Origin of the sequence: Prochlorococcus marinus str. MIT 9312, assembly GCF_000012645.1 — a bacterium.
In the GTDB taxonomy this organism is placed as follows: Bacteria; Cyanobacteriota; Cyanobacteriia; order PCC-6307; family Cyanobiaceae; genus Prochlorococcus_A; species Prochlorococcus_A marinus_L.
Genome location: NC_007577.1, coordinates 319,415 through 341,162, shown reverse-complemented (window position 1 = coordinate 341,162; position 21,748 = coordinate 319,415). Strand labels below are relative to the sequence as shown.

The 21,748-nt window shown below is 31.7% G+C and carries 29 protein-coding genes and 2 rRNA genes; 16 read left to right on the top strand and 15 right to left on the bottom strand.

Annotated elements, in window-relative coordinates; genetic code table 11:
* Positions 1–599: 599 nt before the first annotated feature.
* Positions 600–740, bottom strand: a complete 141-nt coding sequence (locus tag PMT9312_RS09675) for a hypothetical protein (protein ID WP_193741827.1) — start codon at positions 738–740, stop codon at positions 600–602.
* 590 nt (positions 741–1,330) lie between these two features.
* On the opposite strand from PMT9312_RS09675, the gene PMT9312_RS01850 reads away from it, so the two are divergent.
* A complete protein-coding gene (locus tag PMT9312_RS01850; protein WP_011375920.1) occupies positions 1,331–2,191 on the top strand; it encodes a CPBP family intramembrane glutamic endopeptidase in 861 nt (286 codons plus the stop codon).
* Between the two features lie 259 nt (positions 2,192–2,450).
* Here the strand turns inward: PMT9312_RS01850 and PMT9312_RS01845 are convergent, their stop codons facing one another.
* Together PMT9312_RS01845 and arfB are read right to left on the bottom strand one after the other, a co-directional pair.
* Entirely contained in the window at positions 2,451–2,699 is a 249-nt protein-coding gene (locus PMT9312_RS01845; protein ID WP_011375919.1) for a DUF1651 domain-containing protein, read from the bottom strand.
* 72 nt (positions 2,700–2,771) lie between these two features.
* On the bottom strand, positions 2,772–3,200 hold the full coding sequence (gene arfB, locus PMT9312_RS01840) for an alternative ribosome rescue aminoacyl-tRNA hydrolase ArfB (RefSeq protein WP_011375918.1): 429 nt from the start codon (positions 3,198–3,200) through the stop codon (positions 2,772–2,774).
* Between the two features lie 204 nt (positions 3,201–3,404).
* Between arfB and PMT9312_RS01835 the strand changes: the two genes are divergently transcribed.
* Together PMT9312_RS01835 and PMT9312_RS01830 are read left to right on the top strand one after the other, a co-directional pair.
* Positions 3,405–3,641 (top strand): hypothetical protein, encoded by a 237-nt coding sequence (locus PMT9312_RS01835; protein WP_011375917.1) that lies wholly within the window; start codon positions 3,405–3,407, stop codon positions 3,639–3,641.
* A 227-nt stretch (positions 3,642–3,868) separates the two neighbouring features.
* Positions 3,869–4,168 (top strand): hypothetical protein, encoded by a 300-nt coding sequence (locus PMT9312_RS01830; RefSeq protein ID WP_011375916.1) that lies wholly within the window; start codon positions 3,869–3,871, stop codon positions 4,166–4,168.
* Between the two features lie 128 nt (positions 4,169–4,296).
* On the opposite strand, the gene PMT9312_RS01825 is transcribed toward PMT9312_RS01830, so the two are convergent.
* The 3 genes from PMT9312_RS01825 to PMT9312_RS09970 form a co-directional block, all read right to left on the bottom strand.
* On the bottom strand, positions 4,297–4,569 hold the full coding sequence (locus PMT9312_RS01825) for a small RNA NsiR4-regulated ssr1528 family protein (protein ID WP_011375915.1): 273 nt from the start codon (positions 4,567–4,569) through the stop codon (positions 4,297–4,299).
* 67 nt (positions 4,570–4,636) lie between these two features.
* Positions 4,637–5,086 carry a peroxiredoxin gene (locus PMT9312_RS01820; protein ID WP_011375914.1) on the bottom strand — a complete coding sequence of 150 codons (450 nt, stop codon included), beginning with the start codon at positions 5,084–5,086 and terminating at the stop codon, positions 4,637–4,639.
* A 388-nt stretch (positions 5,087–5,474) separates the two neighbouring features.
* On the bottom strand, positions 5,475–5,618 hold the full coding sequence (locus PMT9312_RS09970; RefSeq protein ID WP_011375913.1) for a hypothetical protein: 144 nt from the start codon (positions 5,616–5,618) through the stop codon (positions 5,475–5,477).
* Positions 5,619–6,027: 409 nt separating this feature from the next.
* Between PMT9312_RS09970 and PMT9312_RS01810 the strand changes: the two genes are divergently transcribed.
* The gene (locus PMT9312_RS01810; RefSeq protein ID WP_011375911.1) at positions 6,028–6,318 is read left to right on the top strand and encodes a TatA/E family twin arginine-targeting protein translocase; all 291 of its coding nucleotides are present in this window, start codon (positions 6,028–6,030) and stop codon (positions 6,316–6,318) included.
* 4 nt (positions 6,319–6,322) lie between these two features.
* The gene (locus PMT9312_RS01805; protein WP_036924170.1) at positions 6,323–6,715 is read left to right on the top strand and encodes a hypothetical protein; all 393 of its coding nucleotides are present in this window, start codon (positions 6,323–6,325) and stop codon (positions 6,713–6,715) included.
* Positions 6,716–6,726: 11 nt separating this feature from the next.
* Here the strand turns inward: PMT9312_RS01805 and PMT9312_RS01800 are convergent, their stop codons facing one another.
* On the bottom strand, positions 6,727–7,044 hold the full coding sequence (locus tag PMT9312_RS01800) for a hypothetical protein (protein WP_011375909.1): 318 nt from the start codon (positions 7,042–7,044) through the stop codon (positions 6,727–6,729).
* Positions 7,045–7,135: 91 nt separating this feature from the next.
* On the opposite strand from PMT9312_RS01800, the gene PMT9312_RS01795 reads away from it, so the two are divergent.
* On the top strand, positions 7,136–7,351 hold the full coding sequence (locus tag PMT9312_RS01795; protein ID WP_011375908.1) for a Nif11-like leader peptide family natural product precursor: 216 nt from the start codon (positions 7,136–7,138) through the stop codon (positions 7,349–7,351).
* 1 nt (position 7,352) lies between these two features.
* Here the strand turns inward: PMT9312_RS01795 and PMT9312_RS01790 are convergent, their stop codons facing one another.
* Positions 7,353–7,838: a hypothetical protein gene (locus PMT9312_RS01790; RefSeq protein WP_011375907.1), complete on the bottom strand. Its 486-nt coding sequence runs from the start codon at positions 7,836–7,838 to the stop codon at positions 7,353–7,355.
* A 327-nt stretch (positions 7,839–8,165) separates the two neighbouring features.
* Here PMT9312_RS01790 and PMT9312_RS01785 point away from each other — a divergent pair, with 327 nt between their 5' ends.
* Positions 8,166–9,695, top strand: a complete 1,530-nt coding sequence (locus PMT9312_RS01785; RefSeq protein WP_011375906.1) for a phytoene desaturase family protein — start codon at positions 8,166–8,168, stop codon at positions 9,693–9,695.
* A gap of 121 nt (positions 9,696–9,816) precedes the next feature.
* The gene (locus tag PMT9312_RS01780) at positions 9,817–10,020 is read left to right on the top strand and encodes a hypothetical protein (protein ID WP_036924173.1); all 204 of its coding nucleotides are present in this window, start codon (positions 9,817–9,819) and stop codon (positions 10,018–10,020) included.
* A gap of 10 nt (positions 10,021–10,030) precedes the next feature.
* Here PMT9312_RS01780 and PMT9312_RS01775 read toward each other — a convergent pair whose 3' ends face one another.
* Both PMT9312_RS01775 and PMT9312_RS01770 read right to left on the bottom strand, forming a co-directional pair.
* A complete protein-coding gene (locus PMT9312_RS01775) occupies positions 10,031–10,318 on the bottom strand; it encodes a TIGR03894 family protein (RefSeq protein ID WP_011375905.1) in 288 nt (95 codons plus the stop codon).
* 89 nt (positions 10,319–10,407) lie between these two features.
* A complete protein-coding gene (locus PMT9312_RS01770) occupies positions 10,408–10,614 on the bottom strand; it encodes a hypothetical protein (RefSeq protein ID WP_036924175.1) in 207 nt (68 codons plus the stop codon).
* A gap of 297 nt (positions 10,615–10,911) precedes the next feature.
* Here PMT9312_RS01770 and PMT9312_RS01765 point away from each other — a divergent pair, with 297 nt between their 5' ends.
* Entirely contained in the window at positions 10,912–11,220 is a 309-nt protein-coding gene (locus tag PMT9312_RS01765) for a hypothetical protein (protein ID WP_011375904.1), read from the top strand.
* 281 nt (positions 11,221–11,501) lie between these two features.
* Here PMT9312_RS01765 and PMT9312_RS09670 read toward each other — a convergent pair whose 3' ends face one another.
* The gene (locus PMT9312_RS09670; RefSeq protein ID WP_193741828.1) at positions 11,502–11,642 is read right to left on the bottom strand and encodes a hypothetical protein; all 141 of its coding nucleotides are present in this window, start codon (positions 11,640–11,642) and stop codon (positions 11,502–11,504) included.
* Between the two features lie 154 nt (positions 11,643–11,796).
* Here PMT9312_RS09670 and PMT9312_RS01760 point away from each other — a divergent pair, with 154 nt between their 5' ends.
* Complete coding sequence (locus PMT9312_RS01760) at positions 11,797–12,306, top strand: alternative oxidase (protein ID WP_011375902.1); 510 nt, start codon at positions 11,797–11,799, stop codon at positions 12,304–12,306.
* Here the strand turns inward: PMT9312_RS01760 and PMT9312_RS01755 are convergent.
* On the bottom strand, positions 12,303–12,737 hold the full coding sequence (locus PMT9312_RS01755) for a hypothetical protein (RefSeq protein WP_011375901.1): 435 nt from the start codon (positions 12,735–12,737) through the stop codon (positions 12,303–12,305). The genes PMT9312_RS01760 and PMT9312_RS01755 overlap by 4 nt on opposite strands.
* A gap of 368 nt (positions 12,738–13,105) precedes the next feature.
* Between PMT9312_RS01755 and PMT9312_RS09665 the strand changes: the two genes are divergently transcribed.
* Both PMT9312_RS09665 and PMT9312_RS01745 read left to right on the top strand, forming a co-directional pair.
* Positions 13,106–13,243, top strand: coding sequence for a hypothetical protein (locus PMT9312_RS09665; RefSeq protein ID WP_012007127.1), 138 nt, complete (start codon positions 13,106–13,108; stop codon positions 13,241–13,243).
* Positions 13,244–13,705: 462 nt separating this feature from the next.
* On the top strand, positions 13,706–13,957 hold the full coding sequence (locus PMT9312_RS01745; protein ID WP_036924180.1) for a DUF3104 domain-containing protein: 252 nt from the start codon (positions 13,706–13,708) through the stop codon (positions 13,955–13,957).
* Positions 13,958–14,029: 72 nt separating this feature from the next.
* Here the strand turns inward: PMT9312_RS01745 and PMT9312_RS01740 are convergent, their stop codons facing one another.
* Entirely contained in the window at positions 14,030–14,920 is an 891-nt protein-coding gene (locus PMT9312_RS01740) for a GNAT family N-acetyltransferase (protein WP_011375899.1), read from the bottom strand.
* A 159-nt stretch (positions 14,921–15,079) separates the two neighbouring features.
* Between PMT9312_RS01740 and PMT9312_RS01735 the strand changes: the two genes are divergently transcribed.
* The 4 genes from PMT9312_RS01735 (at position 15,080) to PMT9312_RS01720 (ending at position 18,479) form a co-directional block, all read left to right on the top strand.
* Positions 15,080–16,471 carry an aldehyde dehydrogenase family protein gene (locus PMT9312_RS01735; protein ID WP_011375898.1) on the top strand — a complete coding sequence of 464 codons (1,392 nt, stop codon included), beginning with the start codon at positions 15,080–15,082 and terminating at the stop codon, positions 16,469–16,471.
* A 73-nt stretch (positions 16,472–16,544) separates the two neighbouring features.
* Positions 16,545–17,303 carry a LysM peptidoglycan-binding domain-containing protein gene (locus PMT9312_RS01730; RefSeq protein ID WP_036924183.1) on the top strand — a complete coding sequence of 253 codons (759 nt, stop codon included), beginning with the start codon at positions 16,545–16,547 and terminating at the stop codon, positions 17,301–17,303.
* A gap of 80 nt (positions 17,304–17,383) precedes the next feature.
* On the top strand, positions 17,384–17,593 hold the full coding sequence (locus PMT9312_RS01725) for a photosystem I reaction center subunit IV (protein ID WP_011375896.1): 210 nt from the start codon (positions 17,384–17,386) through the stop codon (positions 17,591–17,593).
* A 4-nt stretch (positions 17,594–17,597) separates the two neighbouring features.
* The gene (locus PMT9312_RS01720) at positions 17,598–18,479 is read left to right on the top strand and encodes a DNA-formamidopyrimidine glycosylase (RefSeq protein ID WP_011375895.1); all 882 of its coding nucleotides are present in this window, start codon (positions 17,598–17,600) and stop codon (positions 18,477–18,479) included.
* 42 nt (positions 18,480–18,521) lie between these two features.
* On the opposite strand, the gene rrf is transcribed toward PMT9312_RS01720, so the two are convergent.
* A 5S ribosomal RNA gene (gene rrf, locus PMT9312_RS01715) occupies positions 18,522–18,638 on the bottom strand.
* A gap of 64 nt (positions 18,639–18,702) precedes the next feature.
* Positions 18,703–21,578: ribosomal RNA gene (locus PMT9312_RS01710) — 23S ribosomal RNA — on the bottom strand.
* Between the last annotated feature and the right edge of the window lie 170 nt (positions 21,579–21,748).

Below are 21,748 nucleotides of genomic sequence, written 5' to 3'. Positions count from 1 at the left end.
GTCCTTTTTTAATATCTCATTTCCTTCTTACAGGATATAAAATTACATATGTTAAAGTCTATTTACTCATAAACCTACAATACGTGAATTCGGGGATTGCTCTCGATAATTTCAGTTCCTATTGTCGCTAGTAATTATAAAGCGAAGTCTTATCAGACTAATTGATTGAACTTTAATTTTCGAATAATCCCATTCTCAGGAATACGCTTCCTATATTTTGGAATTTGCTAAATTTCAGGCGGACTATCAATCATTTAGATTGCCTCCGAACTCAATATTTATAAATTACTCCTTTTTATATTTTCAGTAAATCCGTAAATATGCTGATTTACTTTTCTCTTAATCTGTAAGAGGATTTTAATGATCCTTTGTTTTTTATAGATAAATATAAAAATTAAAGTCTATAATTCTTCCTTATTCAGATTAATAAAGCAAATTAGATTCTATTATTCTTTTATCACTATCAGAAAGTTTGTAATCTTCCAATTTCTGCTGAAAAAACTTTATAGACACATAAATAGATGGATTCTTTCCCCTGCACTTTCACCACTCTCCAATTCAATCTGCCAAGGCAAAAGTTATTTTTGAAGTAAGCATATTTACCAATCAGGATAATTAAAATCTCCGCCAAGAGGTTCTTCATAAAATTCGCCTTCTTTTATACCTTTATCATATTGTTCGATAACCTTTTTATAAGATGCCATGGAGAGGAATAAATCTCCTACATATATAGGTTCCAACGTAATTGTTATAATATTTTTAATTATTTATTATTTTATACAGGAATTTAATAAATAAATTATTAATATGTATCATGGATTTCATCAAAAAGAACAAGATTTTAACACTTATGGCCTTAATTGCAGTTTTATCATTTGCATTAGAAAAAGCAGGCATATTACACCCTTAAATCAGTTAAAATTATTTGATAAATACTTACTAATGAAATAAGTAAACAGAAACTATTACTGCAAAGATAAGCAATGGAGATAATAATGTAAAAATTAAAGTTGAAAGATTAATAAGCATAAATTTTAAATAAATACACAAATTTAATAAACATCACTTTTAAGCATTTGCAATAAGTAAAATTTAAATTATTACGATATAAAAACGATTTGAATAAAGAAAGATATAAAGAAGTATATGAAAAGGTCTCATACTTACTATGGCCTAGTGATAAAGAAGACAAAATAACTCGGCAATTTTATAAATATTTATCTCATCTTTCAAAAAACATAAATTATAGTAAAAAGAAAAAGTCAAATCTTTTTGAAAAAGTAGTTAGAATAATAGCCAAAGTGTTGGTGTAATTTATATTCAAACTAAAATGAAAAATTTAATAATATTAACCAAAAGTTTTTTTCTTTTAAAACCAAGATTTTTATCAACTATATTTTTTGTTCCAATTCTTTATGGTATTGGCTGGGCTTTATCTCAGCCATTATTATTTTTGAATTTTGAGAAAGAAAATATATCCTTAGTTGGTACTATTTTTACTTTTCTAATTTTTATCTTTTTACTCCCATATTGGTTTCATATCAAAAGGAACATATCAAGTGCATGGGTTCTCCTTGGGATAACCAAACAAAATTTTTTCAAAAACTTTATCAATTTTTCTCAAGGTATTTTATTTGCCTTAGTTTTAATAATTCTAATTCTGGTACCACTATTGCAAAAAAATTATATTTCTTGGATAGGTGAATTCTCGCCAATCATATTATTAAATTCTATTTTACTTGGATTAGGTGTTGGATTCGCAGAGGAAATAATTTTTAGAGGCTGGTTACTAGAAGAATTTAAATTTGAATATGGTACAAAAATATCAATAGCTTTACAAGCTATAGTTTTTAGTTTCGTTCATAATTTATCAAATGAGATCTTTTGGAACATAATTGGATTACGTTTAGGATTTATTTTACTTGGGATATTTCTATCATTAGTAAGAATTAGAGATAAAGGTTCTTTATGGAATTGCATAGGAATTCATGGTGGACTTGTTGGTATTTGGTTCTTTATAAACAACGGATTAATAGAATTCAAAGAAAATACACCTTCTTTTTTAGCAGGGCCTTTTATACAAAATATTCCAAACCCAATAGGAAGCTTTAGTGCAATATTAGTATTACTTTTGTTATGTATTTTTTATGCAATAAAATCAAAAAAGTTTTCTTCTAAAACTTTTAATTAGATATAAATACCGATTGATTTTTGATTAATAATTGTCAGATTAAAATAAAGCTTAATACTCATATGAACTTTGAGGCAGGAATAAGATTTATTTTCTTTTTAGTACTTTTTGGAGTTACAAACTATCTAATGATGTTAAAAAGATATGAAAAAGACATCAAAAAAAGGAAAGTTTTACAATATAAAAGAATTTCCAAGTTATATCCTAAAGGTTCATTTATTTTCAAAAATTAAAAAATTTTTTTTGTAGAGTTTTTTTCTCACCATTTTTTATTAGTTTTTTGCCAACCTTCATTTAACAATTTTTGCCATAACAATCTTGCTTCTTCAATAACAATTTTTTTTCTAGTTTTCATTAATGGAGGATTTTCTCCATGAATTCCCATAATGATTCCTTCTTCAACAAACATATAAGCAATAGATTTATCAGAATACTCATTATCTTTGTAGAAACGCATCACCCCTACAAAATTGGAGTCAATTAACCAGAAATCATTATTTGAATTCAATAACCCAAAGTGAAATTAAATCAATCATATGCTTTCATTGCCATTTGCGAGGGAAATATTTCTTAAGTTTTCTCATATTTGATATAGTTTTTCTTTTTGTCTACTTTTTTTCAATTCGCCACGTTTTTTCTTAAAAGCAACTCTTTTCTTTTGTGATGCTTTAGTAGGTTTTGTAGATTTTCTTAATTTAAATGGTTTATTCAAGGCATCTTTTATGATTGAACTAAATTTCATCAAGGCTAGCTCTCTATTTAATAATTGGTTTCTGTGTTCTTGAACCGCTAAACATAGACAATTATTAAATAATTTAGTTTTCAAATTAATCTTAAGAATTGCTTTCTGATAATCATTCAAGACTTTTGAATCTTCTAAATTAAAAATAATCTCTACTCTACTTTCAATTTTATTTACATTTTGCCCTCCAGGACCAGAGGATCTAGAAAATCGCCACTTAATTTCTTTGGATGGGATTACTAATGTTTTAGTAATTTTTAAATCCATTTTTAGTTCTTCTTAATTTAGATTTTTAGAATTATCTGTTTATTACTTTAAAACATACCTTAAAATTTGATCGGTAAATACTGGGCGGTTATGTTAGGTAAACCGAAATTCGGTGTATTTGCCGTATCAATATCTTCGGTATTTATCCTTTCATATTTCAAATAATTATCAGATATTGGATTTGTACTAATTCAAAGGTCACTTATGTATTCAATGTTTGATCTTCTTTTTGAAACACCTTCATATCGACCAGTATATGTTATTTCTGATAGTGAAATGAAGGAGTTAAAGAAAAACCAACATCAAGAAGAACTTGATGAAATTAAAACACAAAAAGTAAGACTTGAAGATGCTTTTAAAGCTCAACTCAAACATCTTGAAGAGAGAGAAAAAGAGGTAAAAAAAGAACTCAAATTTCTCTCTGCATCAAAAAATAAATAATTAATTTCTCTAAAATTAATTTTTGAAAAGACGGCTATTAACCGTCTTTTTTAATTTTTATAGTTTTAATATATCCATTAATCCACAGATCTTAAAAATATTTTCCATAATTGCTTTATGGAAGATAATAATGAAAAAATAAGAATGTTCTTACCCTTTAGTTGGGTCATCTGCGCAGCCATATCATTTGCTTATATAAATATAAATTTAATAAATACCTAATTTAAATGTCTAATCTCTCAAAAGAAGAAATACTTGCATCTTCAAAAGGCTGGGTAGCATCATTTTTGAATTTTCTTCCTGGTTTAGGATCCGGTTACTTATACCAAAGAAGATGGAAACCCTATTTCTTAACCATAGCTGCTTCTACTTCATGGTTCGCTCTAGGATTTTTTTTACAAGGAGATTCAGAACCTTCTAAAGGAGAACAAATTATTGGAATTTCTGGTCTTTTTTTTATATCAATAGTTACGGTTATAGAAGCCAACTTGGCTTTAAAAAAAGCAAACAAAAATAAAGCCCTCTAAAAAAGGTGGTTTAAATAATTCAAAAATTAAATCTGAGAAAAAATTTAGTTCGTTCCCATTTCTTTAATTTAAGTAAAAAATTAGCCTAAATAATTTCTAACATAGACTTTAAAGTTTCTTTTGTTTTATTAGTTATAAAAAAATAAAATTTCCTTTTCTTTGAGACCTTCCCATCCTGAGTCAATCAATAATTGATTCAATGTTTCTTTATCAAAATGCTTAGAACCAGTTTTGACGCATCTATTTCTCATTGATTTTTTAACGCCACTTCTTTCTCTTTTATTCTCCTCATCCATTATTCTGTTATATAGATCTAGCATTTTTGGAGGGATTGGGGTGCCATCAAGATCAACTCCATTTTGAATAGCTAAATCAACAGCCTGCATTCCAATTTTTTTCATAGATTAAATAAATTTTAAAAATCATCTTAAAACAAAAAATGAAAATCTAGAATTCTTTGAATTATATTTATTTATTTTGAATTTCTTTTAGTACTCTAATGGCCTCTTTGATGTGCTCCGGACCATTCAATAAATCTCTAAAAATATGCCTAACTATTCCATTTCGATCTATAACATAAGTCACTCTGCCATCCATAAAACCTAATACATTAGGAACTTTAAAAGTTTTCCTTAAAGAGTTATTGGTATCGCAAAGTAGAGGGTACTGTAACTTGTTTTTATTGGCAAATGCCAAGTGACTTGAGGAACTTCCATTGCTTACTCCCCAAACTTGGGCACCTAAGACTTTAAATAAGTCATACTTATCTCTAAATCCGCAAACTTCTATGGTGCATCCTGGGGTATCATCTTTTGGATAAAAAAATAAAACGAGAGGATTTTTTAATCCCTTATTTGATCTTTTAATTCCATTTTGATCCAGTAAAGAAAATTCTGGAATTTTATCTCCGATCTGCAAAATATTACTTATAAAACTCTATATTAAGTAGATATTTGATTTTTTTGTGGCCCTCAAAGTAAATAACTAATGTAAAAGTCATTTTTTTGTTTTAAAAGATACTAAAAAATTATTGAAATACTCTAAGGTGAATTTATTAATTCAATATTATGGAATTAATAATTTATATTTTTTTATTTCTAATTCTTTTTTTAGGAGTTATTTTTAATTTAAAAATAACTAATTTTAAAAAAGTTAAAGAAATACAAAACAAGTCCAAAGATTATTCAAAAACAAATATTTAATTTGTCTTACTAAGGTTAAAATTCAATTTTTTCATTTGGAGTAAATACTGAGCAATATTTTCTTAATAGATCCTTCGGCTGATTAATAGAAGAATTCGTTAATTTTAATTTTTTATAGGCTCATCGGCATCAATCTCACCAAGGCGATATCTTGCACATGTATCTAATACTTTAAACATTTTTGTTGTAACCGCTTCAGCTGGACAAATTAAAAAGCTTAAGTAAAACATAATAAATAAGGACTTCATTTTTTTTAAGAATTTAGATATTGAGCAATTAGTTTCAAGAACAGAGCGAAAATATTACTCTAGAAAAATAAGATTAATATTTCTTAGAATATTTAATATGAGTAAAATCTAGGATTCTTCTAAAATAAGAATAAAAGAAATTAAGATAAAATAAGTGATATTAAGAAATTATCTCCGTGAAAATAAGAAAATTAATCGAAAAACACAAAACTTTTATAAATTGGTATAAGAAAAAATTCAAGTTGAGTGATTATCAATTACTTTGGGTAGTTTTCTTTAAAGGGGTATTAGTAACAATGATATTTTTCAAAATCTTTTAATATTAATAAAGCTATTCCAAGAATGAAATTTTTAAATGATTTGACTATATTTAATAATAGATTTCCTAATTAGTAATTAGTTATCAGCTATGAATATTTTTGGTGTAGGTTTGCCTGAAGTTACTGTAATACTAATCTTAGCTCTTTTAATTTTTGGTCCAAAAAAGCTTCCAGAATTAGGAAAACAGCTTGGTAAAACTTTGAAAAGTCTTAAAAAAGCGTCGAATGAATTTCAAAATGAAATCGATCAAGTTATTAACGAAGAAGACAAAGAGGAATCGCCTAAATCTATAGAAAGCATGCAAACTAATGAAATTGATCAAGAAAAGCTTGATTCAGAAAACAAGAATCTTTCAAAGAAAGAAAAAAGCAACAACTAATATCTTGGATAGGCCCATAACACCCATAGAAGAATTTGAAAGAGCATTATCTAAAGCAGCTCTTACTAAAGAAGAATCTGAATTAATAGACTACATTCGCTATACAAGCGTTTTTACACAACCAAGTCTTATTAAAGATTTAAAAAGGCCATCAAAGCCTCCTCTTTTGTCAGTTCTATGTCAAATTTGCAGAAAAATTGGTTCAGAGATGCCAGATCATTTCAACAAAGTAATCGAGTGGTCAATTGAAATTAGTGATCACGATACAAAATGGGATGCTCATTTAATTTGCGCAGAAGCATTGAATATAGACAAAATCCCATTAAGTCCAATTCATGGAACAACTTTATTTGATGTTCTTGTTGTACACAAAGAATTATTTCTTGGCTTTGATTGAATTAAATTAATCTAATCATCCAAGGGGATAGAATCAGTATCTATAACTTCCGAATCATCATACTTATTTATTTTATTTTCAATCCAATTATTAATATAGCTAACTAGAGGCAGTGAACCTCTAAAAATAAAAATAGAAGTAGGTAAAGCGCTTAATAAACCGATAACAGGACTTTTAAAAAGTAATCTTCCAGCCTTAATGTTAAATAAAATAATAAGAACAGAGGGAACTATAACTGTAACTACTGTTTTGAGAGCCTCAAGCCAACCAACACGATAAGTCCACCATATAAGAATTATTCCAACTACATAAAGAAATAGGTAAGTCATAAAAATAGTATAATAATTATCTATTTATCTTGTTCTAAATAAGAACAAGATTTTTATAAGTTATTTAAAATCAATCAATTAAATTCTAGTGATGAGTTTTTCTGAAATAAGAAAATTTTTAATTAAGATGCAGTCCGATGAAGACTTAAAGCAGCTTGTTACATCATCCTCTACAGCTGATGATGTGGCACTAATAGGTCAACGCTTAGGATATGATTTTTCAGGAGATGATCTGTTAAGATTTAATGGACAGAAAGTTGATAAAGTAACCGTAAGAAAAGTAGATCATCCAGGGGAATATCACTAATTTAAGACTTAACCCATATTGCAAGCCCTCCGCCCCTGCCTCTTGCACACATCCATTTTTCTTTAGTGCTAAGTGCTATAAGTGAGAAAAAAGGCATTTTTTTATCCTCAGGTTTTTTTAATTTCTTGTTAAATATTGCAAAATTACTAATACTAATCTTCAATTCTTCAAAATAAAAAGTTAACAAAGGTCTAAGCCCTTTTAACTCTGCGCTGCCTCTGAAGATAATGTTTAATAATCCGAAATTAATTGAATTTTTTATTTCAAAATTCAGTTTATCTTCTTTATTTTTCTTTTTTAATTCTAGTTTTGCAGATAATACTTGGAGAATCGAACTAGGTATATTTTTTATTTCATCTGACTCTTTTCCCCAGACATACTGAAACTTCCATATTCCTAACAATTCCTCATAAATTATTCCGCTACCTTTCTTTTGAGAATTTATTTCTAATAGTTTTAACTCTTTGATGCTAGGGAAGTCCTTCATAATAAATTTCAATCTAAGAACTAAATACTAAGAAAACCTCATAAAAAATGTTCTTGCTTAAATAAATCCTATAAAAAAATTTCTTTGTTTCAAAATATTTCTAAAAAAAAAGAATCTTGGCACACATAAGGAACAATATCTCGTTAAAATGTTTACATAAAGTTACTAAATTGATGGATTTCATTTCTAAAAAACAAGGATACGTACCTCTCAAAGCAGTCCCTTACATTTTCTTCCTCGCGATTGTACTAAGTATTACAACTTCAACAAATACCTTCGTTTAAAAGTATCTGTTTTTATTCATAAAAACAGAGTTAATAATATTAAATGCAAAAATATGATGTCGTAATAATCGGTAGTGGCATAGGTGGTTTATGTTGTGGTTCAATTCTATCTTTATCAGGTAAAAAAGTTCTTATCTGTGAAGCACATTCTCAACCTGGAGGTGTTGCTCACAGTTTCAAAAGGAATGGCTACACCTTTGAGTCTGGTCCTTCACTATGGAGTGGGATAGGTAAATGGCCAACAACTAATCCCTTAGGGCAAATTCTTAAATTACTTGATGAAGAAATTGAACTATTTCAATATAAAGGTTGGCAAGTTATAGTCCCAGAAGGCAATTTTAATCTTGATGTAGGGGAAGAACCCTTTAAACAAACAATAAAAAATTTAAGAGGAGACAAATCTGTCAAAGAATGGGAATCATTTATTTCTGGAATAAAACCTCTTAGCAAAATAATAAATGAGATTCCTTTACTCACGTTTTCTCCTGAATCAATAAATTTCTTAGATCTAATCAATTTAACCTCAAAATTCTTACCTAATATCAAGCAAATACCAAAAATTAATAAGGGTTTTGGGAATTTAGTAAATAATCACTTAGAAGATCCTTTCCTCAGAAATTGGGTTGATTTATTAAGCTTTTTGATAAGTGGTATGTCAATGCATGATACAAATACAGCTGCTATGGCTACTTTATTTAACGAATGGTTTGAACCAAATTCCTTCCTTGAATACCCCAAAGGAGGCAGTGAATCTATTGTAAAAGCCTTAATTAATGGATTAAAAAAAAATGGAGGAGAATTAATACTCTCTTCAAGAGTTAAGACAATAAACTTCAATAAAAATTTAGCGGCAGGTATAACCCTTGAGAATGGCTCAAGTTATAGTTGTGAATCTGTTGTAATGAATACTGATGTTTGGAATTTGAAAAAATTAATTCCACATGAAATCTCAAAAAAATGGAAGACAAAGGCCTTAGATCCTAATAAATGTGATTCTTTCCTTCATATACATTTAGGTTTTGATGCTGATGGTCTTGAAAATTTGCCAATACATGCAATACATGTTGATGATTGGGAGAAAGGTATAACCGCAGAAAGAAATATAGCCGTATTTTCAATCCCATCTGTTTTAGATGAAAATATGGCCCCTAAAGGGAAACATGTTCTTCATGGATATACTCCCGCAAATGAACCATGGAGCATTTGGGAAAACCTAAATCCAAAAGAAGCAGCATATAGAAATTTGAAAGAAGATAGATGTTCAATATTCCTTAATGCAGTGCGAAAATTCATCCCTGACATAGATGAAAGGATAAATTTAAAGATGTTAGGGACCCCAATTACTCATCAAAAATTCACTAATACCCATTGCGGTAGTTACGGTCCAGCATTATCAGCAGCAAAAGGGCTTTTCCCAGGATGTAAAACTCCAGTAAAAAATTTATTTACTTGCGGTGCAAGTACATTTCCAGGTATTGGAATTCCTGCTGTTTCAGCAAGCGGAGCTTATGCAGCTGAACAAATTATTGGTAAAAAAGCATTTAAAACTTTACTTAAAAAAATAAATTTATAAAACCAAGTTCCCTCTTACATAACTCTGTAATTACTTAGTTAAGAAATAAGAATAAAGAGCACAAAAACACTCAATAATGATAATCTTTGTCTGAAACATAAACTTAACTTATAGCTTGTATATGTCTTTCTTATCAATTCCTCAAGCCTGGCATTTAGTTGGCACTTGGTCAGAGCAACTACCAAGTGAGTCAAATCTTATAGGAATGGGCCAAACAGAATTAATGATGACTTTGCATTCAATATTTGTTCCTCTTTTACTTGTAATTTCATATTATCTATTTACTCGTCTTAATAAAAACGAATCAAGAAATATTAAAGGTTAATCTTTAAAGTTTATTTAGCTGAACTTCTCCTAACTACTTTTCTTCCTGTGGAAGTGTCAACTCCACTTGAATCTTTTTGAGAATTAGTTTCAACATTTTCAGTATCACCCTTGTCCATTTCTGCACAAACACCCACTACCATTGCAGCCTGCATTTGATCTGGCAAATCTCCAATAGTCAATAAGGCTTTTAAAACCAATTGAAGCCTGGTTTGCCGATCAACTTCAGGTCTTAATTTTTTTACAGTATTCCAAAGTTCTTGGGTAACTTCTTTTAAAAGTTCTCGATCTACAGCCAAATTAAAACCTTCTTGTCTTTCTACTAATCTAACAAAAAATTGGATCTCGTAAAATAATATTCAATAAAAGATTGTTAGTTGAAATTTTTCTACGCGAACACAAGTTGCATTTGTTGATGTAATTCATTGTTATTTTGCAAAAGTTCATTTTTTTCAATCTTTTTAAAGGTAAAAGTTCTATAAAATTTCTTTTGAATCTTTATTGGAGTATTTTCAAACTTTTCATTTTTACTCACTAGGGAATTCCAATCTTTTGGATTAAAAGTGGCGTAAGGAGAAGATGAGATAGCTTTCATAATTTAATAATACATCTGTACTATAATAGTACATATTTACTATAAAGCAATAGCTTCCTTCCTTATCTTTTTCTTTCAAGCGTCTTTGGGATTTGATAGTATTTTTTATCTAATTTGTAGAATTCATAAGTTTCATAAATAAATCAACGTATAATGCATTACTTATTAATAACTTTTTTCAGAGTCCTAAGACTTTTCTTACTAAAAACCTTTTAAAATACAGAATTTGTTGAAATTAACATTGACAAGATATTTTTAATAATCGTTCCTATAAAAGTACTAATGATTTGATTTAAAATGCTTCTTAGTAATCAAAAAAGACTAAAGATTTACGGAATTATCAAAAAAATTGCACAAGATAAATCAATTTCCTTAGAAGAGAGAATATATGTTGAGAAATTTGCACAGCATAATTCAACAATTTCTCTTTGGCTAAAGAAAGCTAACAGCTTTAGGAGAAATGGCGTAAAAAATGATAGTGGAATTGATATCCTCTTACAATCATTTGGTATAGATGGACTCGACAAAGAAAATCATTTCAACCCAAATGAAGATGATATATCTGATTGGTTTGGCGGTGCCCCTGATTGGCTAAGAAGAAGTTAAGTTCATTATATATTCAACTTACCCAGGCTATTTCACACAAATATATACTCGCTAAAGATATAAGCACCCAAAAAAGCCATGGTAAAAATTTAATCGGAACTAAATATTCTTTTGAAAAGGTTTTCATAAAGATTTTTCTTTTAGATTATTTCTTCCTTACTGTTTTTGAGAATAGGTTTAATTGCTCTATTTATATTTATATAGAAAATAATTTATTAATACTCAAATATATCAAATCACTCAAAGAACATAAAAAGCTAATCAACTTAAATAATCGATATCTAAGCAACTTTATTTTCAATTTTAATTGGGAAATTTACTCTTATTGCGCTTCCCTGCTCTGAATCCTTCCAATATTCTATAAGTCTCTCTAATTCATCTATTCTCTTTTTCGCATTTGCAATCTTTTCTGTTGTTTTCATATGTAATTTTTATCTATCCAATTAATACATGAAAAAAATATATTTCAATGGAAGCTCTCGATTAAGAGTAGAAATATTAATTGTTAGTTAATCGCTTAAATACTATGTAGATTTTTTATAAATAAGTAATTATACTTAGAAAAAGGCGACTTTTATGAAGAAATTAAATTCTTTGATTTTAAATAATACTGTTAACTTATTAGACTTTATATACTCTGGCAGGAATTTACAAAGATTCTGGGTTTTAGAAGTTATAGCTAGATCACCTTATTTTGCATTTCTTTCAGTTCTGCATTTTAAAGAATCCCTTGGAATTAAAAATGACAAAACAATGTTTTTGATGAAAGAACATTTTTATCAAGCTATTAACGAAACTGAGCATCTTAAAGAAATGGAGAAAAGAGGAGGAGATAAGTTTTGGATTGATAGATTTTTTGCGAGACACCTTGTACTTGTCTATTACTGGATCATGGTTTTTTATTATTTTTTCTCTCCAGCCAATGCTTATGATGTCAACATAAAAATAGAAGAACACGCATTTAAAACTTATTCCAAATATTTAAAAGATAATCCAAAAGACCAGAAAATTAAAGAAATCGCTCAAGATGAATTAAATCATGTTAAAGAACTTAAACAAGCCCTTTCTATCTTAACTTCGGTTTAGATTATTGCTGAAAAATCTATTAGCAATATTGAGAGCATTACTGAAGAAGAGATTAATCCAAGGCCGATCATCAATGAGACGTAACCTTTTTTTCTCGGCAATTTATAAAAAGAAAATCCAATTACCAAAGTCATTATTAATGAGAAAAAAATTATAATTTTTTCATTAACTAAATTGAGATGCATCACTAAATTTGTTTCTTCAAAATATTTAATAAATTTGGATAAAACTAATTCCTCTTCTATTTTCTTGAAATAATAAAGGGAACTAATAAAAGCAGAACTTAATAAGGACAATGAAATAAGAGCAGTAACTGGTTTTGTTAATCTGTTAACTGTTCTGTTAAAACTTGCCAATAGAATAAAAATAAACAAAGCCGTAACAAGTGGTATTAAAGGTATAAGAATTGATGTATTTATAAAATTCCCCACGAATAAAATTAGTATCTAACATAAAATTTTATATTATTTTGACGCGTTATTTTGTTAAGTAAGATTTTTTTAAAATTTTAAATGTAATTAGTACCTATTGCTTTCTGTGTAAATTGATACCAAAATTTGAATATTATTAATAATTAAAATGCTCGCTATTTCAGAAATTATTCTTGCAAGTGCTATCTTCCTAGGAATTGTATATTGGGAAGTTAAGTTTCTATACGCCAAAACTACAGTAGCCAAATAGTCTGCACTAAAAACAAGTAAATCCACGATCAACAAAATTTAAATAAAATTTAAGAATTGACATTGACAAAAAAAGCTCTGAATATGAGAGAATAAACACAAATATTTTTAGCCTACAAATGAGCGAAGTTCAAAATTCTAATACTAATTCAACTCAGCAGCAACAACAGCAGCAGCAGCAATCTTATTCAGACAGCAAAATCAATTCCGCAGAAAGCGAGAGGCTTTATCTTGAGATGAAAGAGGCTTGGCTTTAAATTTAATTCGTTTTTTTAAATACTATTTATAATAATTTGAAAATCTTTTTTTAATTTTGAAGTAATTAATACTTTTTTATTTGTGATACCCTCTAAATTTTGTTTAACTGCAAAAGAAATTTGTATAGAAAGCTAAAACATTTAGAAAAGATCAATGGAAGAATTGCAATGGGAGGCTTGATATATCTAGTTTTTACGAAATTAGTTTCTAACAGTGCCGACATATTAGACCAACTCAAATCCTACTTAATTTAAAAATTGAATTCCAAATCTTATCCAGGAATATTTCTTTCTATATAAGCGTCAGTTAAAGCTAAAATTAAACCCAATAATGTAGAAAATCTAGAAATAGCAGTTGATTCCATTTTATTTTTGAATCTCCTCTGGCTTGCAAATTAATTACCCTTTCGGCAACAAAACCGATAATTAGCTATAGTGCAAATATACTACTATTTATTCATTTTGGGGTCGGCAACTCCTGAGTTTCTTTTCGTTAGACCTGGTGATTATGTAGCAATTAAAAATAAAGAAAATTGCAAGGATACTAAAGAAAAGAATGAAAATTATTGGGTCGGTCAAGTTATTGACTGCATTGGAGGAGCTAGAAATCCAAATTCATGGACCTTGTTTCAAGTAGCCAATATTGATAATGGGGAAATCACTATAATTAACGCTGATATTGTAGAAAAAATTTTAAAAACTTCAGAAAGTTAAGCTTATGGATAACGAAATAAACTTCTTTAAGTATTACAAAAGTAAATTATAAAAGGAACATTGCAAATAGAATTATCCCAGTTCCAAGCAGGCAAGTCCGTATACTTGATTCATTGGGCAGGTAGGTTGAATACCTTTATACATTCTATAAGTTTTTGATATTTCTTCAAATCCCAAACTTGATAAAAGATAATTTGCATAAGGATTAAGATTAGAGCAATCCAATAAGATTTGGGAATCCAAATCACCAATTAACTCCCTGATTAATAGTTCAGCGAGTGGGGGCGTATCGGCTAAAAGAGGTCCAATTCTCCAGCCTTGCCTATTATCCTCCAAGACACAAGGTCTTATCCTGCCAAATCCATGGCACATCGCATTATTATCGACAATTGCACTAACATTGCCATGAGAATTTTTCAACCAGTCATTTAGAAAATGTGGTCTGGGGCTAAGTTCTCTCTGATCATCGTATCTTAAGACTGCTTCAGAGGAAATTTTATTACCAGGAACAACTTGAAAAGAATGAAATTTATCTTTATAGAAATTGCTCAATGGCAAATCTTGACAACCATTTAATTTCCATCGATTTGTAATTGAAGACTTTGTAAAACCCCACTTTTGGTAATCATTCAATCTATCTGGAGCAGCCTCTAGGCCAATACAATCAACATTTTTTAAATAATCGAGTGCATGTTTCCATAATCTCAATCCATATCCATTATTTCGGAATTCTTTTTTAACGATAAATAAACCTATAAAACCATATGAGGAATTATATTTAATACACGCGATAGAACCCACAGGATAATTGTCAAGGCAGCCAACCCATACTCCTTGTTTATCTGTATTTCTATAAATTGATACATCATCCATTCCAGGAGAAAATCCTTCTAACCTTGCCCAATTTGTAACTTCTGGTATTTCATTTGTAGATATCAATCTAATTGAAAATTTTTCCTTCATAGAAATATATTAACCAGGAAAATTTTGAATTTTTACAAGCAACATTAATTAATTTGATTATTTCTTTAAAATCATTCACTTTAGCTTAAGTGGCTAAAAAAAATTTAATTATTTAAGATTTATCCTCTGATATATTTAATACTATTTATAGAAACAAAAATGAAAATTTCTAATAAATTTCATTTAGAAGATATCAATAAATTAAAGAATACAGTTCTATCTGGTAAAACGGAAGATATAAAATGGAGGATCAAACAGATCAATATAGTTTCTAAACTTTTGGATGAAAATAAAAAAGAGATAATAAAATCCCTTTTTATTGATCTAGGAAAATCTGAAATTGAAGGGATGTCAGAAATCCTTTTAGTCAAAGAAGAAATTTCACTGATAAAAAAGAGACTGAATTCTTGGATGCGTCCAAAGAAGGTTGACACACCTTTTTATTTATTTCCATCATCCTCGAAAGTTATTCATGAACCTCTTGGGTGTGTCTTAATTCTTAGTCCATACAATTATCCATTGCTGTACGTTTTAAAGCCTTTGGTAAATATTTTCTCAGCAGGAAATACTGCAGTTATTAAACCGTCAGAGAAATGTCATTCGACCTCAAAACTTATTAAAAAACTTACTTCCAAATATTTCAAAAAAGACGTTCTACTTACAGTTGAAGGTGACTATAAACAATCCATTAAATTAGTTGAACAAAATTTTGACCATATATTTTTCACAGGAAGTACCGAAACAGGTAAATCTATTATGAAATTGGCTTCAAAAAACTTAACACCATTAACTCTTGAATTAAGCGGAACAAATCCTGTAATTATTTTCAAGAATGCAAATTTAGAAGTTGCTGCAAAAAGAATTGTTTGGGGCAAATTTTTTAATTCTGGACAATCCTGCATGGCTCCAAATCATATCTTTATAGATAAACGAATTGAAAATGATTTTATAGAAAAATTAAAGCAATGCATAGTAAGTTTTTACGGAAAAGATCCAATAATTTCTGAAAACTTATCTAAGTTAGAAAAAAAGCATTTTTCATCGACTGTAGAAATTATCAAAAGATATAAAAAAGAAAAAAGAATTTTATATGGGGGAACTTTCAGTAAGAAAAAGTTAAAAATAACTCCTACAATTTTGAGAACTAAATTAGATGAAAAAGATATTTTGCAAAAAGAATTATTCAGTTCAATACTTCCAGTAATTGGAATCAATGATAAAGAATCTGCTTTAAAACAGATTAATCAAACATCAAAACCATTGGCAATCTACTTATTTGGTGGCAATAACAAAATCCATAGTCAAATTTCAAGAGTAACAAGCTCAGGAACAGTTTGTATCAATGACGTTATGTTGCCAGTCCTTATTCCAAATTTACCTTTTGGAGGTGTTGGGCAGAGTGGTATTGGTAAATTTCATGGAGAGGAAGGGTTCCGAAATTTTTCAAATCAAAAATCTATTACTTTCAAAGGTTTTTTATTTGATTTAAATCTGAGGTATCCTCCCTACAAAAGAATCAAGAAATTTTTAAAGTTTATTTTTAAGATTTAAATTACTAAAATTATTTTTCAGAAACCTAGCGATTTCAAATAAAGAGATTATCTTTAAATAAATGATCAAGCTAATGAAATCAGTATTTTTAATAATTGCAATCCTAATAAATCTTTTTAGTCATTCATTCATAAAATCTGAAGAAAAGATTGATTCAGCAACTAATAAAATTGAGAATGTTGCTAAAAAAAATTTAATTCCTGAAGATAAAACTGAAATAAGAAAAATTCATATCGTCAAAATTGGAGATACAATTACAAGTATTTCAAAAAACTATTCAATCAATAAAGATTTAATCATTAAATTGAATAATTTAAAAGATGATAATTATATCTTTATTGGCCAAAATCTTATTATCTCTGAATCTACTAAAAATTCTACACAACAATCAGATTTAATAAATAATTATCATATTGTTCAAATAGGAGAAAATCTTACTGAGATATCCAACAAATATAAATTAAATTTAGGATATTTGATAGAAATTAATAATCTCAAGAATCCAGACTCTATAAAAGTTGGGCAAAAGCTCTTCTTGAGAAAAAACAAGCCAATTAGTTTAGAAAATGATCAAATAATTAAAAATAAACAAAATGAATTACTTGAGTTAGATAAACAAATTTATGGTCCAATAATTATTCAAAGTAAATCTTATGAAGAATTTAAAGGTAGAAAAGTTTTCAATGTACTAAATCAAGATAATAAAAAACTGATTCTTTCAATAAATTGCGATACAAATGAATTAGATGTAAGAATCCCAGGCAGAAAATGGAGGGGAGGGGAGCCTGCTAAAGAAGAATTCGAAAAAAATTTAATAAATGATTTTTGTTAGAACTTTTAATTAATATGTGTGAATAATTTGTCAAAGAATATTAATGATGGGTTATTCTTTAAAAAGCTAAATTAAGATTAATGGCAATTTCAAGAGGAGATCTCGTAAGAGTAAAAAGACCCGAATCCTATTGGTACAATGAAATAGGTAAAGTTGCTTCAGTTGATACATCAGGTATTAAATATAACTGTGTAGTTAGATTTGATAAAGTAAATTACGCTGGGATAAGCGGAACTGAAGGTGGAGCGAATACAAATAATTTTGCTGAAAGTGAATTAGAGAAAGCTTAAATAATTGCCTGAATTACCTGAAGTAGAGACTGTTCGCAGAGGTTTAGAGCAAAAACTTAATAACTTTATTATTAAAAAAGTTGAAGTCTGTAGGAATTCAACTGTGGCTTTCCCTACTGAAAAAGAAGAATTTATTAAGGGACTACAAAACTCACTTTTATACAAATGGGATAGAAGAGGAAAATATTTAATAGCTGAACTAAAAAAAATTGAAAATGAAAATATTAAATTTCCTCTTAAAAAATTGAGGCAAAATAATGGATTTCTTGTAGTTCATTTAAGAATGACGGGATATTTCAAATTTATTGATAACTCTACTCAGCCTTGTAAACATACAAGAATAAGAGTTTTCGATAAAAAAAATAATGAGCTCAGGTACATTGACGTAAGAAGTTTTGGTCAAATGTGGTGGATTAAGGAAGGGTTATCGCCTAATAAAATAATCAAAGGATTAGGTTCATTAGGACCAGAACCATTCTCCAAGAACTTTGATGAAAAATACCTTAAGAAAGTTATTTCCAAAAGAAAAAAATCTATAAAAGCCATCTTATTAGATCAAACAATAGTGGCAGGTATAGGTAATATTTATGCCGATGAAAGTTTGTATTCGGCTGGCATCTCACCTTTTAGGGCGGCTAAAACAATAAAGAAAAATGAATTAATTAATCTCAAAGAATCAATTGTTAATGTATTAAAAAAAAGTATAGGTTCGGGGGGGACAACCTTTAGTGATTTTAGAGACTTGGAAGGGGAGAATGGAAATTTTGGTTTACAAACAAATGTCTATAGAAGAACTGGTAAAGAATGTCGCAAATGTGGGAATTTAATTGAAAAGCAAAAAATTGCTGGACGAAGTACTCATTGGTGTCCAAATTGCCAAAAGTAAAAAAGGGCTTACTCAATAAGAGTAAACCCTTTTAAATATTTTACCTGGCATTGAGCTATTTTCTCAAGGGGCTACCCCCTAAATATTTTCGCCGCTGATGCGTTTCACAACCGAGTTCGAGATGGATCGGAGTGGTTCCACATCGCCATGAACACCAGGATATTTTGAACCTTGAGAACTGCATAGAAAATTATATAAATTAAAAACAACAAATTAAGTTTATTTGGTCAAGCCCTCGGTCTATTAGTACTCCTCCGCTGCACTTGTTACCAAGCTTCCACGTAGAGCCTATCAACGGGTGTTCTTCCCGTGACCTTACTGGCTTAAGCCATGGCAATACTCATCTTGAGGTGGGCTTCCCACTTAGATGCTTTCAGCGGTTATCCACTCCGCACATGGCTACCCAGCGTTTACCGTTGGCACGATAACTGGCACACCAGAGGTGCGTTCCTCCCGGTCCTCTCGTACTAGGGAGAAATCCTCTCAATATTCCTGCGCATACACCGGATATGGACCGAACTGTCTCACGACGTTCTGAACCCAGCTCGCGTACCGCTTTAATGGGCGAACAGCCCAACCCTTGGGACCGACTTCAGCCCCAGGTTGCGATGAGCCGACATCGAGGTGCCAAACCTCCCCGTCGATGTGAACTCTTGGGGGAGATCAGCCTGTTATCCCTAGAGTAACTTTTATCCGTTGAGCGACGGCCCTTCCACGCAGAACCGTCGGATCACTAAAACCGACTTTCGTCCCTGTTCGACTTGTAGGTCTCACAGTCAAGCTCCCTTCTGCTTTTGCACTCAACGACTGATTTCCAACCAGCCTGAGGGAACCTTTGTGCGCCTCCGTTACCTTTTAGGAGGCGACCGCCCCAGTCAAACTGCCCATCAGATAATGTCCGCTTCCCGGATAACGGGTAAGCGTTAGAACCCTAGCTCTAAAAGAGTGGTATCTCACCGATGACTCAATAGTACCCACAAGCACTATTTCAACGTCTCCCACCTATTCTGCGCATTCAGAGCCCGAGCACAATATCAAACTACAGTAAAGCTTCATAGGGTCTTTCTGTCCGGGTGTATGTAGTCCGCATCTTCACAGACAATTCTATTTCGCCGAGCCTCTCTCCGAGACAGCGCGCAAATCGTTACACCTTTCGTGCGGGTCGGAACTTACCCGACAAGGAATTTCGCTACCTTAGGACCGTTATAGTTACGGCCGCCGTTCACCGGGGCTTCAGTCGCCAGCTTCACTAAAAGCTAACCAGCTTCCTTAACCTTCCGGCACTGGGCAGGTGTCAGCCCCCATACATCGTCTTGCGACTTAGCGGAGACCTGTGTTTTTGGTAAACAGTCGCTTGCGCCTCTTCACTGCGACCAGCTCTCGCTGGCACCCCTTCTCCCGAAGTTACGGGGCCATTTTGCCGAGTTCCTTAGAGAGAGTTATCTCGCGCCCCTCGGTATTCTCTACCACCCCACCTGTGTCGGTTTCGGGTACTGGCATTTGTGTCTTAACGAGTATAGGGCTTTTCTTGGAAGCATGACATCACCAACTTCGCTGCCGTAGCAGCTCGTACTCACGCCTTAGCTCAAGATGTTTTCTCCATCTCTCAAAGCCTCGAACGCTTGAACCAGTAACCAACATCTGGCCTGGTTAGCCTTCTCCGTCCCCCTTCTCAAAACACATCTGGTACAGGAATATTGACCTGTTATCCATCGACTACGCCTTTCGGCCTCGCCTTAGGTCCAGACTAACCCTCCGCGGACGAGCCTGCCGGAGGAACCCTTAGGGTTTCGGGGCATGGGATTCTCACCCATGTTTTCGCTACTCAAGCCGACATTCTCACTTCTATGCTGTCCACGTCCGCTTACGCTAACGCTTCACCCTACATAGAACGCTCCCCTACCATAAATAAATTTATCCGCAGCTTCGGTATAACGCTTAGCCCCGTTCATTTTCGGCGCAGGATCGCTCGACCAGTGAGCTATTACGCACTCCTTTGAGGATGGCTGCTTCTAGGCAAACCTCCTGGTTGTCTGGGCAATCCCACCTCCTTTATCACTTAGCGTTAATTTTGGGACCTTAGCTGGCGGTCTGGGCTGTTTCCCTCTTGACTATGGAGCTTATCCCCCACAGTCTGACTGCCTAGTTACACACAGGGTATTCAGAGTTCATATCGATTTGGTACCGCTTTCGCAGCCCGCACCGAAATGGTTGCTTTACCCCCCTGCTGGAGCACTAGACGCTACGCCTCAACGTATTTCGGGGAGAACCAGCTAGCTCCTGGTTCGATTGGCATTTCACCCCTAACCACAGCTCATCCGCTGAATTTTCAACTTCAGTCGGTTCGGACCTCCACTTGGTATCACCCAAGCTTCATCCTGGCCATGGTTAGATCACCAGGGTTCGGGTCTATAAACACTGACAAACGCCCTATTAAGACTCGCTTTCGCTGTGGCTCCACCATTTCCGGTTTAACCCGCCAGTGCCTATAAGTCGCCGGCTCATTCTTCAACAGGCACACGGTCACCCGATTAGTCGGGCTCCCATTGCTTGTAAGCTCACGGTTTCATGTTCTATTTCACTCCCCTCCCGGGGTTCTTTTCACCTTTCCCTCGCGGTACTGTTTCACTATCGGTCACACAGTAGTACTTAGCCTTACGAGGTGGTCCTCGCAGATTCACACGGAATTCCACGTGCTCCGTGCTACTCGGGATACAGCTAGGTCAACTTATCTTTCGATTACGGGGCTTTCACCCTCTGTGGCACGCCATTCAAACGTTTCTTCTAGACTTGTTGATCCATATTGCTGTCCCACAACCCCGATAGTCAAGACTATCGGTTTGGGCTATTCCCCGTTCGCTCGCCGCTACTGAGGGAGTCGTTATTTACTTTCTCTTCCTCCAGCTACTAAGATGTTTCAGTTCGCTGGGTTAGCTCGCACCAACCTATATATTCAGTTGGCCGTACATGGGGTTGCCCCATTCGGAAATTCCCGGATCAAAGTGTGCTTCCAACTCCCCGAGACTTATCGCAGGTAACCACGTCCTTCATCGCCTCTGTGTGCCTAGGTATCCTCCGTGAGCCCTTTGTAGCTTGACCAATAACTTCAAAAATTGAAGCATCAGCTTAATAGAATTGTTATTAATGCATTCGCACAAATAATAAATCTGCATCATTAAAGATGCTTATTGTCTTTAAAAATAATCTATGCAGTTGTCAAGGTTCTCTGAAAACAATGAAATTAATTCAATGAGTCCAGCATCTTAATG

Bases quoted from the DNA above. Each gene is read 5' to 3' on its own strand.
- PMT9312_RS01850 (WP_011375920.1), top strand. From the start codon at position 1,331: ATGAAAAATTTAATAATATTAACCAAAAGTTTTTTTCTTTTAAAACCA.
- arfB (WP_011375918.1), bottom strand. From the start codon at position 3,200: ATGGATTTAAAAATTACTAAAACATTAGTAATCCCATCCAAAGAAATT.
- PMT9312_RS01835 (WP_011375917.1), top strand. From the start codon at position 3,405: ATGTATTCAATGTTTGATCTTCTTTTTGAAACACCTTCATATCGACCA.
- PMT9312_RS01830 (WP_011375916.1), top strand. From the start codon at position 3,869: ATGTCTAATCTCTCAAAAGAAGAAATACTTGCATCTTCAAAAGGCTGG.
- PMT9312_RS01825 (WP_011375915.1), bottom strand. From the start codon at position 4,569: ATGAAAAAAATTGGAATGCAGGCTGTTGATTTAGCTATTCAAAATGGA.
- PMT9312_RS09970 (WP_011375913.1), bottom strand. From the start codon at position 5,618: ATGAAGTCCTTATTTATTATGTTTTACTTAAGCTTTTTAATTTGTCCA.
- PMT9312_RS01810 (WP_011375911.1), top strand. From the start codon at position 6,028: ATGAATATTTTTGGTGTAGGTTTGCCTGAAGTTACTGTAATACTAATC.
- PMT9312_RS01800 (WP_011375909.1), bottom strand. From the start codon at position 7,044: ATGACTTACCTATTTCTTTATGTAGTTGGAATAATTCTTATATGGTGG.
- PMT9312_RS01795 (WP_011375908.1), top strand. From the start codon at position 7,136: ATGAGTTTTTCTGAAATAAGAAAATTTTTAATTAAGATGCAGTCCGAT.
- PMT9312_RS01790 (WP_011375907.1), bottom strand. From the start codon at position 7,838: ATGAAGGACTTCCCTAGCATCAAAGAGTTAAAACTATTAGAAATAAAT.
- PMT9312_RS01785 (WP_011375906.1), top strand. From the start codon at position 8,166: ATGCAAAAATATGATGTCGTAATAATCGGTAGTGGCATAGGTGGTTTA.
- PMT9312_RS01780 (WP_036924173.1), top strand. From the start codon at position 9,817: ATGTCTTTCTTATCAATTCCTCAAGCCTGGCATTTAGTTGGCACTTGG.
- PMT9312_RS01770 (WP_036924175.1), bottom strand. From the start codon at position 10,614: ATGAAAGCTATCTCATCTTCTCCTTACGCCACTTTTAATCCAAAAGAT.
- PMT9312_RS01765 (WP_011375904.1), top strand. From the start codon at position 10,912: ATGCTTCTTAGTAATCAAAAAAGACTAAAGATTTACGGAATTATCAAA.
- PMT9312_RS09670 (WP_193741828.1), bottom strand. From the start codon at position 11,642: ATGAAAACAACAGAAAAGATTGCAAATGCGAAAAAGAGAATAGATGAA.
- PMT9312_RS01760 (WP_011375902.1), top strand. From the start codon at position 11,797: ATGAAGAAATTAAATTCTTTGATTTTAAATAATACTGTTAACTTATTA.
- PMT9312_RS09665 (WP_012007127.1), top strand. From the start codon at position 13,106: ATGAGCGAAGTTCAAAATTCTAATACTAATTCAACTCAGCAGCAACAA.
- PMT9312_RS01740 (WP_011375899.1), bottom strand. From the start codon at position 14,920: ATGAAGGAAAAATTTTCAATTAGATTGATATCTACAAATGAAATACCA.
- PMT9312_RS01735 (WP_011375898.1), top strand. From the start codon at position 15,080: ATGAAAATTTCTAATAAATTTCATTTAGAAGATATCAATAAATTAAAG.
- PMT9312_RS01730 (WP_036924183.1), top strand. From the start codon at position 16,545: ATGAAATCAGTATTTTTAATAATTGCAATCCTAATAAATCTTTTTAGT.
- PMT9312_RS01725 (WP_011375896.1), top strand. From the start codon at position 17,384: ATGGCAATTTCAAGAGGAGATCTCGTAAGAGTAAAAAGACCCGAATCC.